The following is a 14,104-nucleotide window of genomic DNA, read 5'->3' on the forward strand; positions in this document are numbered from 1 at the left end:
ACGCCGAGGACGATCTGGCCGAGCTGGTAGTTGTAGCCGATCTGGCCACCGCCGACGAAGCCGTCGAGATCGCCGAAGGCGCTGACGCCACGCGAGTCCATGTTGCCCCAGCCGTAGCCGGCGTTGGCACCGACGTAGAAGCCGGTCCAGGTGAAGGCAGGAACGTAAACCGGAGCAACGACCGGGCCCTTGCGGCTCGGCAGGTCGGCAGCGGAGGCAGCGCCGGCAGCGATGAGGCCGAGGGCCGCAACGCCCGAAAGCAGATACTTCTTCATCACAAACTCCTTAGTCATCGTATTCCCGGCGCTGGCCGGTAGGCGGTATCTAGGACCCTATATAGAGACTGTGAATGACCCTGTCTGTTGCGGTAAGAACACATGTGCTGGCGCGACCATGTCGAAATTGCGGCACGATCCGTATTGCGGCAAACATATCTATGAATGCCGGTTAGTTGTTGCGAGGCCTCATGGAAGGCTAACCGGATAGTCACGCAATCACAATGACGCGGGCTCACTTCATAGCGAGCACCGGCATTGCGAACAGGCGGCGTCGTTATAAACGCTAAATGTTGCCTTCCCTATCCTTAGCTACCACAGTGTCGTAGAGGCCATAATATGTCAGCCCTTCGTGGCTTTCGATGCCTGTGTAGCGCAAGGAAGCATCCTCGTAGCGGCGGAAGGCAAAGACGGCCTCATTCATCCGCTCAGTATTAAACACCTTTAGCCGCACCAGGAGATGGAAATCCGTTACCGTTAAGCCCGTCACGGTAAGGAATAAACTGGGCTCTAGTTTGGTGATCACGTCCTGCAGGGTATTTTCTCGGAAATCCGTGAGGTACATGAAGACTGGGATGCGCGTCGCAAATTTGATTAATTTCTCTTGAACAAGCTTGCGCTTGGACTTATATTCCTTTTCTTCTTCACTCAACTCCCTTTTCTCATTTGCCGTCAGCTCGCGACCTTTAGCCTTATTCTTGATTTCTTTGACCTTATCGCTCTTGTTTATGATTGTCTCGATGATGCCATCGCCAAGAGCACGCCATCCCTCGATGCGTGCGACAGCGGCCATCGCCTCGCGACTACCGAGCACACGCCGCAGTGTGTCGTTGTCCACGTTCACTAGTAGTGCGGACTCCCATTTACGGGCGAGCAACGTGGCCGATGTGCCCGCCATCGCGATATCGAGAATACCTCCCGCGTCGATCTGGGTCATGTTGGCGCCGTCGTAGGCCAGCACCGGCAAGAACGAGACAAGCTCGCGGACGGCATTTTCCGGGTTCGCCTCGCCCGGCGAAAGACCGATTCCGTATTCCGACAACTGCCTCAACGCGCGAGTCGGCGCGAAGTCGAACACGAAGCAGACAGGCTTCAGCACTTCTTCTTCGCTCGGGTTGTCGCCGTTGGGGTTCTTAATCGACCAGGGAGATTGCACCCTGAAGGCGGCCTGAAAATAGGTTTCAGGAGACTTTAGGTTGCGAAGCATCAAAATCGACGCCCACTGCGCCACCGTCACACCGGTCGTCAGCTTGCCGCATGATAGCGTGATCGTCTTGCTGACGAAGCCGCTGCCGACTGCCAGCCGGACTGGCGGCAAAGCATCAAGACCTATCCCGGCCGAAGTTCCCGCCGCCACAATCACACTGTAATCGTGCCAGAAGGTATTGTGCTTCTCGGCCAGCAAATTCGCCATCGCATGACAAGCGGCAACGTTGGGCAGGAACCAAAACGAGTGTTGCAAGTAGGGTAGCAGCCGGACATCCGAATATGGGAAAGGCGGCCGTGTTCCTGTTTTCAGGCTTTCGACCGCTTGGGGCGCATGACCGCCCCGGATGATGTCCAGCCATTTCTGGACGTCAGTCTTGTGCTTGAACGCGGCAGCATTTCCCGAGCCGGCGGCGGAGAAAAAGGCGTTCAGGTCAAATTCATCGAACTCCCCGGCACTGGCGATAGCCAGCAGTTCGTCGGGCATCTGATAGGTCAGCAACCGCATCTGTGGCAGCGCGCTGTAAGGATTGCGCTCGCCTGGATAATTCTTTGCGAACTCGGCTTTGGCGCGCTGTTCGTCGGTATACGTCCAGTTGAAAATTTGTTCCTCAATGAACTCGCCCGTCGCCAGCGCCTTGAACGGCGTGCCCGAGAGATAGAGATAGGCGCGAGTGGTGATCGGCAGGAAGTCGCCCTCGCTTTCCGACAGCACGCCCAAATCTTCGTTCACGTCTTCAAGATCGTCAGCATATTCGAGGCTGGTTTCCCTCTTGGCATCCGCCGCATCTTCCCCCTCGAAAAGCTCCTGCGCCGTCTCGCGCCATGCGCCAAAATGGTATTCATCGAACACCACAAGGTCCCAATTTACCGCGTGGAGCCATTCGTTCCTGGCCTTAATGTTTCCGGCCTTGTCGCGCCCCAGCAGGTCCTGGAACGAGCCGAAATAGACAACCGGCTTGTCGCCGTTAGCCTGGCTAGGGTCTCGCCCGGAGTTGCGCGACAGATATTGCCAGCCATCAAAATCGACGTGAGATTCAAGGTCCGTTTGCCAAGCGTCTTCCACCGCGGGCTTGAATGTCACCACCAGCACGCGCTTGGCACCGAGCTTCTTAGCGAGTTGATAGGTTGTGAATGTCTTGCCAAAGCGCATTTTCGCGTTCCAGAGGAAGCGTGGGACAGCATTGGCGTCCTGCTTCCACCGGGAATGGAAATAAGCGCTGGTTTGCACCACTGCCGCTGCCTGTTCCTTGCGCAGCGGGAAGGTTTCGTGATGCGTGCCGGAGAATTGTTGGCCTGTGCGCAATTCGGCCAGCACGGTTTTCACGTCGGCGACGGTGCATCGCATCCATTCGAGCTGTGGATTGGCGAAGCCCTTGCGCCGCAGGGCTTCGCGCACGCTATGATCGGTGATGATACCGCCATCATCTCGTTCCGCGCTTTCGTCCAGCTCGATGATGTAGTTGTTGATCGCAGCAGTTCTGAGCTGTTCCGCCACCCGCTGCTTCACGTCGCGGGTGGTCTGTCCCACTTTAAGCAGCCCGTCATGCGTATCGGCAGTGATGCCATACGCATAGATGCGGGGGCGCGCATCAGGCTTGGGGGTCAGAATTTCCTCTATGGCGGGCTTATTCACGATCCGCCCCCATCGGACGGATCATCTGTTCGATGAACAAGATCTCGGCTTCGCTAAGCCCGTACTTTTTAAACAGAACAGCATCGGTCCATATCTGGTTCCACGGCTGGACTGGAACCCAGCGATACATTCCCCGAAAGACGTGCTGCGCCGGCTTACGAAGCGACACAAGGAAGCGCGCCAGTCTTGTCTGCAAATATGACTCAACACTCTCAGCTTCGATTCTTGAATTGAGGGGACCGGCGACGAGATAGGTTTGAGTGCACGCAGATCCTGGTTCCCCGATTATTGGCGGGCCCAGCACGACGTCTACGCCGCTTCTCTCTCGCTCACGACCGGAGCCAGCAACGGGTAAAAATAGCTTCCAAACGTCAAGCAAGTGCACGTTCTTGCTGATGACCTGTCGAGCCATGGCGCCACGAACTCTTTTTGTCCCAACATTGGCATAGAGACGAACCTGCGCATCATCTGGCATCTTATCACGGCCATAATCGGAAAAATTCGTCGCTAATCCAAATGGTGTATCTCCGCTAACAAGCTCCTCGAATGGCTGCTCTCCAGCCGCCAATACCTTATGTAAAATGTCTACTGCTCGCTTGTCTCGCACGAAGACATCAAATTCGTCTAAGACGCGCTGATGGGGTCCGATGGTCGCGCCGTTTCGATGATAGGTGCCTTCACATAAGCCCGGATTGTCGCGGTCCCATAGGAAGTAGCAAATTCCGCCACCGATGCCGACGGTCGGAAACGCATCCTTGGCGTTTTCATAGTCGACGAGTGTACGGGTACGATGATCGCTGAGAAATTCGGCGCGAAACTCGCCAAGTCCACGACCGCCAGCCATCCATCTTGATGGAATTACCATCGAAAGGAATTTCGGCTCTAATCGCACGGCTTGCTGAACGAACAACTGGTAGATGGGAGAATCATTCGTTCCACCGCCGCCGCCAGTCATTTGGTACGGCGGGTTTCCGATAATAACGTCGAACTGCATATCGGCTCCGAACATCTCGCCAATGCGAGCTTTGATATTGTTAGCATGAATAAACGCATAAGCGTGAGTTTCAAGATTTTCACCCCGGTCAAGGGCCTCTTTGCCGGCCCCGCAGAATACACATCTACCCTTGTCCCAAGAATGTTCTGTACGCTCGAACCAAACATTTCCGTCATTACTAATGAAATTCTTGGCGACAGAATGCTCCCCGGTTGCATGCTTTGAACAATAGAGACTTCGACGCGCAAGCAGGCTGGTAAGCTCGGTGATGCCGATTCCGAATACTTGCCGGGTCAGGATATGATCGACGCGCGCTTGCAGGTCCGGTATGTGCGCCTCTAGCCCTACTATCAATCGCCGGGTGACCTCTCGTAGGAACACCCCAGATTTCGTACACGGGTCAAGGAAGCGCACTGAACTGTCAGCCCAAATGTCGGCGCGTCCGTTTCGCGCCGCCCAGGTCTCAGCCAGCGTGTCCAACATGCGGTTTGCAAACTCTGGGGGCGTAAATACTTCATCGTTGGAGAGGTTTGCGATACAGGTCAAAACATCCGGGTTGCGTCCCCGGAGCGTAAAGCTCGCTTGCTCATTCATACCGCTCCCCCCGAGGCATCGCTGCTGGCTCAGCCTACCAGCTCGCGCACCGTTGTTGGCGGATATACCTTGGTAGGCGTAAAAATCTCGTGCTTGCCCAGATGGGCAAACAAAGAATCTTCTGCGCCTAAACTTGCCATGCCAGTCAGCACATCGAGCCGGAAGTCGCGCCGCTGAAACTTGCCTTTGCCAAGGTAACCCCATTCCACCACGTTGATCGGCATGCCATTCGTGTCGCGCATGGTCATGGCATCGCCGTGGACGAGATTCTGCGACAGGACGTTGTAGGCGGCGCGATACAGCTCATGCGTCTCGTCCAGATCGAGATATTCTGCGAACACCTCCAGCATATTCGCGCGGCATTCAGAAATGTTATCTTCTAGCAATTCGATGCCGTAGCAACACATCAGGCCCAGTAGGGCGTAATGCCCCTTCTCGAACGTGGACTTGCCGAACTTCGCCTCAACGGCGGCCAACTTGCGTTGCAGGACCGGCACCAGAAAATTTCCGCTGCCGCATGCCGGCTCCAAGAAGCGGGAGTCGATCCGCTCAGTTTCGCCCTTGACGAGGTCGAGCATTTTTTCCACCAGCCACGGGGGCGTGAACACCTCACCGTGATCGGCAACCCGCTTCTTGGATCTGATTAGACTCATGGTCAACGGGCCTTCATAGTCAGCGGTGGGGAACTGGACATAGGCGCAACTTTCATGCTCTTCGTCCTCACAATACGCCAGGGTCGGCGCTAGCCACCTTCGTCGTGTGGAGATGCGAAAGGTCAACTGGCGCCTTCACCTTGCTCATCTCAGCGAACAGCCGGGACACAGAATGTCCCGAGCCGTAGCCGCGTCCGACGTTCCTTCCGACTGCGTGCCCCGTCAAAGCATCATGCACATCCTCTGACAGACCAGCGTCGCGGCACATATCTTTGAACAGGTGTCGGAAGGAGTGGAACACCTTCGCCCTGTCGGCGATGCTGATCGGCTTCCGCCCCTGATAGTTCCCCCACCACTGAGACCATGCCGCCGTGTGCGCCCGGCCCTCAGCCGACCGCAGCAACGGCCACAGCGTCGCCTCAGCCCCACCTTCCCCTCGACGCAGCTCGACGTAGGCAAGGAAGCCCATGAGCTTCAGCTCCGGATGGATAGGCACCTTTCGAATGCTGGTCTTCGTCTTGACCTTCCGGCCCCCTGACGTGCCGATGCTGATGAAGGCAATGCCGCCATCGTCGGCTTGCACATCGCAGACCCGGAGCTGGCCCAATTCCGACAGGCGCGCGCCTGTGAACAGCGCCAGCAGCGGGAGCCAATACTGCGCTTCGCCACGTCCACCCGTCTGACGTTTTCCCTGCCGATGCACCGGCCCGTCCACGAAGATGCGTTTGAGATCGTCGGAGCTAAACGGCTCGCGGTCACCGCCTTCGTTGTCGTCTCCCTCAACCCAAGCGGACGGAAAATGGTTGGGCCATGAGCTTGCCTCTTCGAGGTCACTGCGCTTCCGTGCATGCTCGACCATGGCCGAGAGTAACGTAAAGGCCTTGTTGATCGTAGCCGGCGCCCTTTGAGGATACGCAGTCAAATCCTCACGCAGCAGCTCCGGCAGCGTCATTTTGGAGAACTTCTTCGGGAGCCGAGAGGGCAGCGCCGAAATGGCTGCGACGAACTCCTGCACTCGCTTTTTGGTGATCTCGCCGATGCGAATGTCACCATGCAGCTCTTTGAACCGCTGCACAGCGCTCGCGGCCTCCATGGCGGTCAGCTCGCGCGGCTTGCGGCCGCCCTGAACGCCGCTGCCTTTCTTCCAAAGGGCCAGCGCCTCCGAAATAAGCGGCCCCAGCTTATCGTTAGCATCCGCCAAATTGAACCCGGTTGCAAAAAGCGGGTCGGCTGGCATGAACGCCGTGCCATTCAACTGGGCCAGCGCAAGCCGACTGCCCTCGACGCTGGCACGGCGCACAAGGCCGATTAGATCACGGTATCGTTCCGCCGTTCGGTCAACATCAACCGTGGCCAAGTGCCGCGCGATGATCTGAACTCCGTCTTCGATGCCGGGCGGATTTGGACCGGTGTCCTTGACTTTGGTTCTGGTACTCGGCCAGCCGGCCTTGAGAAGGACATGGTCGGCGGTGTTCTGCACCCGCTCGTTGCCCTCTTCGTCGCGGCGGTCTTGCACACGGGCAAGCGTGTCGGTCCATTCTTCGACAAGCTCGGCACGGTCTTCGCTATCGATTGGCGGACTGATAGCGGCGGGGCGAAGCACGTCGCGGTAATAGCCGAAAACAAGCCTTTCCAACTCTGCCCGGCTAAGCCGGGACAGTTCGTGTCGGCGAACTTTCGCCTGAAAATCCGCTTCGGCGTCATCTGAGCGGCGCAGCTCATCAAATCGAGCGAGGTAGAAGCTCAGCTTCTCGCCTAACAGGCGGAGCGCTTGCTTTCGGTCCTTCGTCTTCAGGCTTACCCGGATAGTTCCGGTCTCGCGGTTGGCCCCGTCATTACGCTTGAACTTCGCGTTGTATGCGTCGAGCACGTCTTCCGGCACACGCATATCAAAATAGAACCGGCCATTGCGGACGATTAGGTAGGGTGTTTTGGGCACGGTTTCGCTGCTCATGTATGCCAAAATGTATGACAGCCCGAGCCGAGTAAACCGTTGATTTTTCGAGAGTTTAAGCCCTTCAAGGACTTAGGCCGCAAATGGCGCTCCCATGGGGAATCGAACCCCAGTTTTCGCCGTGAGAGGGCGACGTCCTGACCGCTAGACGATGGGAGCAGCGCGGCAAGGCCGTCCGTATAATCGGCGCCGGCCCGCGCCGCAAGCCCCTCCGTGCAGCCGAAGCCGAAAAACCTGCGGGCAGGATGAAGCACCGCCCGCAGGGACTTTCCCTCTCGTCTCAGCCGGCGGCGTGCGAGCGCTCGGCCTGCGCCAGCGCCGGATAGTCGGTGTAGCCCTTGGCGTCGCCGCCATAGAAGGTCGCGACATCCGGCGTGTTGAGCGGGGCGTCGAGCTTCAGCCGCTCCGGCAGGTCGGGATTGGCGATGAAGAGCCGGCCGAAGGCGATAAGGTCGGCCTCGCCCTTCTCCACCGTCTCGATCGCGAGTTCGCGGGTGAAGCCGTTATTGGCGATGTAGGCGCCGCGGAAGGCCTTGCGCAGCGCCTGGTAGTCGAAGGGCAGATAGTCGCGCGCATCGCGCGTCGCGCCCTCGACGACATGGATGAAGGCGATGCCGCGCTTGTCGAGTTCGCCGACGAGATGGCCGAACAGCGCCTGCGGATCGCTATCGCGGGCATCGTTGGCTGGGCTTACTGGCGAGATGCGGATGCCGACGCGCTCCTTCGGGAACACCTTGCTCACCGCATCGACCACCTCCAGCGTCAGCCGGACGCGGTTCTCGATCGAGCCGCCATAGGCGTCCTGCCGCTGGTTCGAGCCGTCGCGCAGGAACTGGTCGAGCAGGTAGCCATGGGCGCCGTGCAGCTCGATGCCGTCGAAACCGGCCGCCTTGGCGTTCTCAGCCGCCCTGACGAAATCGGCGACGATGCCGGGAATCTCGTCGAGACGGAGCGCGCGCGGCTCGGACACCTCGGCGAAGCCGCTCTCGATATAGGTCTTGGTCTTGGCCAGCACCGCCGAGGGCGCGACCGGCGCCTGGTTGCCCGGCTGCAGCGAGACATGGCTGACGCGCCCGACATGCCAGAGCTGCGCGAAGATCGTCCCGCCGGCAGCATGCACGCCCTCGGTCACCGCCTTCCAGCCAGCGACCTGCGCGTCGCGATAGATGCCGGGCGTCCAGATATAGCCCTGGCCCTGCTGCGAGATCTGCGTCGCCTCGGTGATGATCAGCCCGGCGCCGGCGCGCTGGCGGTAGTACTCGACATTGAGCGCGTTCGGGGCATCATCATGCTTGTTGGCGCGGTTGCGCGTCAAAGGCGCCATCACGACGCGGTTCTTCAGCTCGAGATCGCCGAGGCGGAACGGCGTGAACAGCTTGGCGGAGGAGGCATGGCTCATCGTGGCGATCCTTGTCGCGAAACGGCCGCAAGGCCGGGGGAAGCGTCCATGGCGCCGGTCGCCGTCAGGCGGGCCGGAGCCGTCGCAAGCAAGATAGGCAAGATGGCAGGGAATGGCAGGGGCCGCCCTGCCCCGCTCACGAGAAAGCGAAGATGCTCTCTTCGCGATAGCCGCCACGCATGAGCCTTTCCGAAAATCCAGAAAAGACAGGAAAAACCCTCTCCCTGCGCTGGCTGCAGCGCGGAGGCGGCTGGCTGCGGACGGGCGTCACCAGCGCCGTCAGCCTGGTCTACCCGCCCTCATGCGTCGGCTGCCGGGCGGCCACGAGCGAGGCGCAGGGACTCTGCGCCCAGTGCTGGGCCGGGCTCGGCCTGATCGAGCGGCCCTATTGCGAGCGGCTCGGCACGCCCTTCGAGGTCGATCTTGGACCGGGGCTGGTCTCGCCCGCGGCGATCGCCGACCCGCCCGTCTTCGCAAGGGCGCGCGCCGCCTGCCGCTTCGACGGCACCGCACGGGAGCTGGTGCACCGGCTGAAATATGGCGACCGGACCGAGCTGTCCCTGATGCTCGGGCGGATGATGGCTCAGGCCGGCCGCGAACTGATCGTCGATGCCGATCTCATCGTCCCCGTGCCGCTGCATCGCTTCCGGCTATGGACGCGGCGTTTCAACCAGGCGGCGGCGCTGGCCGCGACCATCGCCGGGCAATCAGGAAGACCATGCGCGCCGCAAGCGCTTGCCCGCGTCAAGCGCACCAGGCAGCAGGTCGGGCTGACCAGGGCGCAGCGCGCCGACAACCTGCAGGGCGCCTTCAAGGTCCTGCCGGCCATGCGCCCGCTGGTCGAGGGAAGGCGCATCCTGCTGGTCGACGACGTGCTGACCACCGGCTCCACCGTCAACGCCGCGTCGCGCGCCTTGCTGCGCGGCGGAGCGAGTGCGGTCGACGTATTGACCTTCGCCCGGGTCGTGACGGAAGCGTGACGGCTCCCTATATTGCGATGCGAAGATAGTCTTTGCAGGATAGGCCGATGCCGCAGGTCACGATCTACACCACGGGCTGGTGCCCCTATTGCCATGCCGCCAAGGCGCTGCTGACGAAGAAGGGCGTCGCCTTCGATGAGATCGGCGTCGACGGGAAGCCGGAGCTGCGCCAGGAGATGACGGCCAAGGCCGGCGGGCGGACGAGCGTGCCGCAGATCTTCATCGACGGACGCCATGTCGGCGGCTGCGACGATCTGCACGCGCTCGATGCGCGCGGCGAGCTCGACCCGCTGCTGAAGGCCGCCTGAGGAGAGCCCGATGACCGCCCCACGCTTCACCGCCGCCTGCGTCCAGATGCGCTCGACGCGTGATCCCCTGCGCAATCGCGACGATGCGGTGCGCCTGATCCGCGAGGCGGCGGCGGCCGGGGCGCAATTCGTCCAGACGCCGGAGGTCACCAATCTCTGCGAGCGCAACACCAAGGTCCTGCGCGAGACCAGCCAGGACGAGGATAGGCACGAGGTGCTGGCCGGACTGCGCGACGCAGCGCGCGGGGCCAGGATCTGGCTGCAGATCGGCTCGCTCTCGGTCAAGGCCGGCGAGAAGATCGCCAACCGCGGCTATATGATCGATCCCCAGGGCGAGATCGTCGCGCGCTACGACAAGATCCACCTTTTCGACGTCGACCTGCCCAATGGCGAGACCTGGCGCGAATCCAACACCTTCACCGGCGGCGACCAGGCGACCCTGGTCGAGACGCCCTGGGGGCTGGTCGGGATGTCGATCTGCTACGATGTCCGCTTCCCCTATCTCTACCGCGCCGAGGCCGAGGCCGGCGCCTTCATGCTGACCGCGCCGGCCTGCTTCACCCGCCAGACCGGCGAGGCGCATTGGCAGGTGCTGCAACGGGCCCGCGCCATCGAGAACGGCGCCTTCATGGTCTCGGCGGCGCAGGGCGGCCTGCACGAGGACGGCCGCGAGAGCTATGGCCACTCGATCATCGTCGATCCCTGGGGCCGCGTCCTGGCCGAGGCCGGCAACGAGCCCGGGCTGATCATGGCGCAGATCGATCTGGCTCTGGTCGCGGACGCCCGCCAGCGCATCCCGACCCTGCGCCATACCCGCTCCTTCGCGCTCGCGACGCGCAAGAGTGAAACGCCGCAGCTCGATGCGGCCGAATGAGCGTGAAACTTGCCGGTGGACGGCTGCGTCCCTATTTGCTGCCCTCACCGCCGGCTTTGAGTTGAGATGATCCGTTACACCCTGATCTGCGACAATGCCCACGAGTTCGAGAGCTGGTTCGCGAGTTCCGCCAGCTTCGACGAGCAGGCGAAGCGCGGCTTCGTCACCTGCCCGGTCTGCGACAGCGCCAAGGTCGAGCGCGCCGTGATGGCCCCGGCCGTGGCCCGGACCGATCGCGGCCCGCGCCCGGCAGAGCCAGCGGCGGAGGCTACGGCGCCCTCGCCTGCCCCCGTCCCCTCCCCGGCACCGCAGCCAGCGGCCTTGATGGGCGAGAAGGAGATGGCGTTTCGCGCCATGCTGACGGCCCTCCACGAGCATGTCGCCGCCAACGCCGAACCTGTCGGCAAGCGCTTCGCCGAGGAGGCGCTGAAGATCCATCACGGCGAGAGCGAAAACCGCGCCATCTATGGCGAGGCCTCCGCTGAGGACGCCCGGATGCTGCATGAGGAAGGCGTCGAGTTCCTGGCCCTGCCGCGCCTGCCGGAAGGGCGGAACTAGCTCCCCGTTGCATTCCTAGGATCGAGTCATCCCGGGCGACCGAAGGGAGACCCGGGATCCATTCCGGAACAAATCCGATGATGGTTCCGGCATGGATCCCGGACCGCAGCCGCTGCGCGGCTTTTCCGGGATGACACCCGAAGGCTCATGTATTCGGCGTTCGCCTCTTGCGTTCCTCTCGTAACGGGCATATACCCGCAACCCATGTCGGTTCCCTGCATTTGCACCACGCTGCGCTCCGCCTCCCGCCGGATGATCGCCTTCTATGACGAGACGATCGCGCCGGTCGGGGTCAACATCGCGCAGTTCAGCCTGATGCGTTCGATCGCAAGGGTCGAGCCGGTGACGCTGACCGCGCTCGGCCGCCGGGTGGAGCTCGATCGCTCAACCGTCGGCCGCAATGTCCGCGTGCTCGAGAAGATGGGTCTGGTCGAACTTGGCCGCGGCGAGGACCAGCGCGAGGCCACGGTCACCCTGACCGAGGCCGGCCATAAGGTTCTGGAAGATGGCGCCCCTCTGTGGGACGGCGCCCAGAAATCGCTCGAAGACCGTCTCGGCGTCGAATTCATGCGGCAACTGCACACCGCACTCGATTCGCTCTGATTTTCTGAAACAGATACGGGTATATACCCGCAAAGAAAGGGCCTTTCATGCCGACCGATCTCGCAGAACCAGTTCAACCTGTCGGCCTCGCCGCCGCGTTCGCCCGGCGCGGCATCCATTATGGCTGGGCCGTCGCGGCGGTGACGTTCCTGACCATGCTGGTCACCGCCGGCGCCGTCGGCGCGCCGGGCGTGCTGATCCTGCCGCTGCAGAAGGAGTTCGGCTGGGCGACCTCCGAGATCTCCTCGGCGCTGGCGGTCCGGCTGCTGCTGTTCGGGCTGATGGCGCCCTTCGCCGCAGCCTTCATGAACCGCTTCGGCGTCCGCCCCGTCGCGCTGGTCGCGCTCAGCCTGATCGCGGCGAGCATCATCGGCTCCTTCTTCATGACGCAGCTCTGGCAGCTGGTGCTGCTCTGGGGCTTCGTACTCGGCTTCGGCACCGGGCTCACCGCCATGGTGCTCGGCGCCACAGTCGCGACGCGCTGGTTCGTGCAGCGCCGCGGCCTCGTCGTCGGCCTGCTCACCGCCAGCACCGCGACCGGCCAGCTCGTCTTCCTGCCCTTGCTCGCAGCTCTGACCGAGCAGGTCGGCTGGCGCGCTGCCATGACCTTCGTGCTCGGCATGATCGCGCTTGCGGCGGTCGGCATCCTCGCTCTGATGCGCGACCGGCCTGCCGATGTCGGCCTTGCCCCGTTTGGCGCAACGCAGATCGTGCCGGCGCCGGCGCAAGCCGCCAGCCTCGGGGCGATGCTCGCCTCGCCGATCGTCGCTCTGCGCGACGCGGCGAAGACCAGCACCTTCTGGATCCTGTTCGGCACCTTCTTCGTCTGCGGCGCCAGCACCAACGGGCTGGTCCAGACCCATTTCGTCGCGCTCTGTGGCGATTACGGCATGGCGGCGGTGACGGCGGCGAGCGTGCTCGCAGTCATCGGCATCTTCGACTTCCTCGGCACGGTCGGCTCCGGCTGGCTCTCGGACCGCTATGACAGCCGCTGGCTGCTGTTCTGGTATTACGGCCTGCGTGGGCTCTCGCTGCTGTTCCTGCCCTTTACCGACTTCTCCTTCTACGGCCTCTCGATCTTCGCGATCTTCTACGGGCTCGACTGGGTCGCGACCGTGCCGCCGACGATCAAGATCGCCGCCGACCGCTTCGGCGAGAAGGCGACGCTCGTCTTCGGCTGGGTCTTCACCGGCCACCAGCTCGGCGCCGCCTTCGCCGCCTATGGCGCCGGCTTCAGCCGCACCGTCTATGACAGCTACCTGCCGGCCTTCTTCATCGCCGGCGCGCTCTGCCTCTTCGCCGCCGGCTTCTGCATCATGATGCGCGGCGGCGAGGCCAAGCCGATCCCAGCCACCGCCTGAACGGAGACCTCGCAATGACCTCCCTGTCCTATCGCAGCGCCCTGATCGTCGGCGCAGGCTCCGGCATCAGTGCGTCGGTCGCCCGCGCCCTGGCGGCGCAAGGCGTCAAGGTCGGCCTTGCCGCCCGCAATACCGAGAAGCTCGCCGCGCTCGCAGCCGAGACGGGCGCTGCGACCTTCCAGGTCGATGCGTCCGATCCGACTGCAGTCGCCAATCTGTTCGAAGCGGCGGACGCTAAGATCGGCGAGCCCGACGTGGTCATCTACAATGCCAGCGGCCGCCTGCGTGGGCCGATCGCCGAGCTCGATCCCGCGGCGGTCGCGCAGGCGCTCGCCGTCACCGCCTATGGCGCCTTCCTGGTGACGCAGCAGGCGGCGAAACGCATGCAGCCGCATGGCCGCGGCGCCATCCTGCTGACGGGCGCGACCGCCGGCATCAAGGGCTTTGCGCTGTCGGCGCCCTTCGCCATGGGCAAGTTCGCCTTGCGCGGCCTTGCCCAGAGCGCTGCGCGCGAGCTCGGACCGAAGGGCATCCATGTCGCGCATTTCGTCATAGACGGCGCCGTGCGCAGCAGCCGCCACCCCGATACGAACGACAACACGCTCGATCCGGACGCCATCGCCCAGAGCTATCTCGACGTGCTCCGACAGCCGCGCAGCGCCTGGTCGCTCGAGGTCGAGCTCAGGCCCTGGGTCGAGAGCTTCTAGAG

Annotated in this window: 12 protein-coding genes, 1 tRNA gene and 1 pseudogene; 7 read left to right on the top strand and 7 right to left on the bottom strand. The window is 62.3% G+C overall.

Annotation, left to right across the window (positions count from 1 at the left end):
* The 7 genes and pseudogenes from BMZ21_RS15395 to BMZ21_RS15425 all read right to left on the bottom strand — a co-directional run.
* Positions 1 to 275, bottom strand: a pseudogene (locus tag BMZ21_RS15395) (porin family protein); the annotation flags it as partial.
* A 286-nt stretch (positions 276 to 561) separates the two neighbouring features.
* On the bottom strand, positions 562 to 3,117 hold the full coding sequence (locus BMZ21_RS15400; protein ID WP_091836107.1) for a GIY-YIG nuclease family protein: 2,556 nt from the start codon (positions 3,115 to 3,117) through the stop codon (positions 562 to 564).
* Positions 3,110 to 4,705, bottom strand: coding sequence for an Eco57I restriction-modification methylase domain-containing protein (locus BMZ21_RS15405; RefSeq protein WP_091836110.1), 1,596 nt, complete (start codon positions 4,703 to 4,705; stop codon positions 3,110 to 3,112). The genes BMZ21_RS15400 and BMZ21_RS15405 overlap by 8 nt, the downstream gene beginning before the upstream one ends.
* Before the next feature lie 29 nt (positions 4,706 to 4,734).
* The gene (locus BMZ21_RS15410; RefSeq protein WP_244543864.1) at positions 4,735 to 5,484 is read right to left on the bottom strand and encodes an N-6 DNA methylase; all 750 of its coding nucleotides are present in this window, start codon (positions 5,482 to 5,484) and stop codon (positions 4,735 to 4,737) included.
* Positions 5,426 to 7,312, bottom strand: coding sequence for a site-specific integrase (locus tag BMZ21_RS15415; RefSeq protein WP_091836116.1), 1,887 nt, complete (start codon positions 7,310 to 7,312; stop codon positions 5,426 to 5,428). Before BMZ21_RS15415 ends, BMZ21_RS15410 begins: the two co-directional genes overlap by 59 nt.
* An 84-nt stretch (positions 7,313 to 7,396) precedes the next feature.
* A tRNA-Glu gene (locus BMZ21_RS15420) sits at positions 7,397 to 7,471 on the bottom strand.
* A gap of 121 nt (positions 7,472 to 7,592) precedes the next feature.
* Positions 7,593 to 8,711: an alkene reductase gene (locus BMZ21_RS15425; protein ID WP_091836118.1), complete on the bottom strand. Its 1,119-nt coding sequence runs from the start codon at positions 8,709 to 8,711 to the stop codon at positions 7,593 to 7,595.
* Positions 8,712 to 8,890: 179 nt separating this feature from the next.
* Between BMZ21_RS15425 and BMZ21_RS15430 the strand changes: the two genes are divergently transcribed.
* From BMZ21_RS15430 to BMZ21_RS15460, 7 genes are all read left to right on the top strand, one after another.
* Positions 8,891 to 9,691: a ComF family protein gene (locus BMZ21_RS15430; protein WP_091836120.1), complete on the top strand. Its 801-nt coding sequence runs from the start codon at positions 8,891 to 8,893 to the stop codon at positions 9,689 to 9,691.
* Positions 9,692 to 9,738: 47 nt separating this feature from the next.
* A complete protein-coding gene (grxC, locus tag BMZ21_RS15435) occupies positions 9,739 to 9,999 on the top strand; it encodes a glutaredoxin 3 (RefSeq protein WP_091836122.1) in 261 nt (86 codons plus the stop codon).
* Between the two features lie 10 nt (positions 10,000 to 10,009).
* On the top strand, positions 10,010 to 10,873 hold the full coding sequence (locus BMZ21_RS15440; RefSeq protein ID WP_091836124.1) for a carbon-nitrogen hydrolase family protein: 864 nt from the start codon (positions 10,010 to 10,012) through the stop codon (positions 10,871 to 10,873).
* Between the two features lie 66 nt (positions 10,874 to 10,939).
* On the top strand, positions 10,940 to 11,431 hold the full coding sequence (locus BMZ21_RS15445; protein ID WP_091836126.1) for a DUF1178 family protein: 492 nt from the start codon (positions 10,940 to 10,942) through the stop codon (positions 11,429 to 11,431).
* Positions 11,432 to 11,635: 204 nt separating this feature from the next.
* Positions 11,636 to 12,034, top strand: coding sequence for a MarR family winged helix-turn-helix transcriptional regulator (locus BMZ21_RS15450; protein WP_091836129.1), 399 nt, complete (start codon positions 11,636 to 11,638; stop codon positions 12,032 to 12,034).
* 47 nt (positions 12,035 to 12,081) lie between these two features.
* The gene (locus BMZ21_RS15455; protein ID WP_091836131.1) at positions 12,082 to 13,395 is read left to right on the top strand and encodes an MFS transporter; all 1,314 of its coding nucleotides are present in this window, start codon (positions 12,082 to 12,084) and stop codon (positions 13,393 to 13,395) included.
* A gap of 14 nt (positions 13,396 to 13,409) precedes the next feature.
* Positions 13,410 to 14,102, top strand: coding sequence for an SDR family NAD(P)-dependent oxidoreductase (locus BMZ21_RS15460; protein WP_091836133.1), 693 nt, complete (start codon positions 13,410 to 13,412; stop codon positions 14,100 to 14,102).
* The last annotated feature ends 2 nt before the right edge of the window (positions 14,103 to 14,104 follow it).

Origin of the sequence: Allobosea lupini, from assembly GCF_900109525.1 — a bacterium.
GTDB classification, from domain to species: domain Bacteria; phylum Pseudomonadota; class Alphaproteobacteria; order Rhizobiales; family Beijerinckiaceae; genus Allobosea; species Allobosea lupini.

Excerpts from the sequence above, each read along its gene's own strand:
- BMZ21_RS15405 (WP_091836110.1), bottom strand. The coding sequence starts at position 4,705 with ATGAATGAGCAAGCGAGCTTTACGCTCCGGGGACGCAACCCGGATGTT.
- BMZ21_RS15415 (WP_091836116.1), bottom strand. The coding sequence starts at position 7,312 with ATGAGCAGCGAAACCGTGCCCAAAACACCCTACCTAATCGTCCGCAAT.
- BMZ21_RS15425 (WP_091836118.1), bottom strand. The coding sequence starts at position 8,711 with ATGAGCCATGCCTCCTCCGCCAAGCTGTTCACGCCGTTCCGCCTCGGC.
- BMZ21_RS15430 (WP_091836120.1), top strand. The coding sequence starts at position 8,891 with ATGAGCCTTTCCGAAAATCCAGAAAAGACAGGAAAAACCCTCTCCCTG.
- grxC (WP_091836122.1), top strand. The coding sequence starts at position 9,739 with ATGCCGCAGGTCACGATCTACACCACGGGCTGGTGCCCCTATTGCCAT.
- BMZ21_RS15440 (WP_091836124.1), top strand. The coding sequence starts at position 10,010 with ATGACCGCCCCACGCTTCACCGCCGCCTGCGTCCAGATGCGCTCGACG.
- BMZ21_RS15445 (WP_091836126.1), top strand. The coding sequence starts at position 10,940 with ATGATCCGTTACACCCTGATCTGCGACAATGCCCACGAGTTCGAGAGC.
- BMZ21_RS15450 (WP_091836129.1), top strand. The coding sequence starts at position 11,636 with ATGTCGGTTCCCTGCATTTGCACCACGCTGCGCTCCGCCTCCCGCCGG.
- BMZ21_RS15455 (WP_091836131.1), top strand. The coding sequence starts at position 12,082 with ATGCCGACCGATCTCGCAGAACCAGTTCAACCTGTCGGCCTCGCCGCC.
- BMZ21_RS15460 (WP_091836133.1), top strand. The coding sequence starts at position 13,410 with ATGACCTCCCTGTCCTATCGCAGCGCCCTGATCGTCGGCGCAGGCTCC.